This window comes from Dyadobacter sp. (genome assembly GCF_051859145.1).
Lineage (GTDB): Bacteria > Bacteroidota > Bacteroidia > Cytophagales > Spirosomataceae > Dyadobacter.
In genome coordinates, this window is the sequence record NZ_JBHYGF010000264.1 from 5,020 (window position 1) to 6,009 (window position 990).

At 45.6% G+C, this 990-nt stretch carries 1 protein-coding gene and 1 pseudogene; both read right to left on the reverse strand.

The features are described from left to right. Positions 1-671: FtsW/RodA/SpoVE family cell cycle protein (locus ACTIE6_RS15475; RefSeq protein ID WP_439557496.1), on the reverse strand; the 671-nt coding region annotated here is incomplete at its 3' end. Positions 672-710: 39 nt separating this feature from the next. Further along, positions 711-990, reverse strand: a pseudogene (locus tag ACTIE6_RS15480) (UDP-N-acetylmuramoyl-L-alanine--D-glutamate ligase); the annotation flags it as partial.

Sequence of the window (990 nt, forward strand, 5' to 3'; positions counted from 1 at the left end):
GTACCCGCGCGCTGGGTAGAATTAAGTAAAATGGCAATCGTAGCGAAGAACACGAGCCCCAATGCTGTAAAGGCGAGGTAATGTAATGGAACTTTGCCCACAAACATGAGCAGAAAGCATATTCCGGCGAGCATTACAGCCGTGGAAACATTACTCGTGAAGATTAGTCCGCAAACTACTCCGACCAACGAAAGCGGCTCCATGAAAAGCTCGCGCGTGTTCCAGCCGCCTTTGATATGCCGCGCCAGAATCAATGATAAGTGCGCGATTAAGGCAACTTTCGCCCATTCCGAAGGCTGAAAACGCTGACCAATAACAGGTATCTCAATCCACCTCGCCGCATCGTTAACGGAAGTTCCGAAGAACATGGTAAAAACGAGCAGCAGAATGGAGCTCCAAACGGCCAGCCTGGTAACATAGACAAACTTGATATAGGGAATACGGTGAACAAAATACATCACCGCCAGAGAGCACACACAGAGTACCACATGTTTGTAGAGGTAGTATTCCGTATTACCGCCCATTTGGCTATAAGCATCCTTGACACTCGCACTATAAACAACAACAATGCTCCACAGAAGCATTATAATGCAAATACCCCAGATCCACGGATCTCCTTTCAGATTTTTAGTAAACCAGGCTTGCGTATCCTCCCTAGTTTTGTTCAGCATATCAATACTGGTTGATGCCATTGAATAAATCAGGTTTTTTTAACGGATCAAATTTCTTACCGCTGCCTTGAACTGCTCCCCGCGATCTTCATAGTTTTTGAACAAATCAAAACTGGCACAGGCAGGCGACAACAACACGATATCCTTATCAACGGCCCACTCACGGGCTTTTTCGACTGCTTCCCGGATATCCGCAGTTTCAAAAATTGCAGGAACTATCCCGGTGAAATACTGCACGAGTTTCTCACGGTCTTTACCGAGAACTATCAAACCTTTCACTTTATTACTTACCAGCGCTTCAATTTGACTGTAATCATTT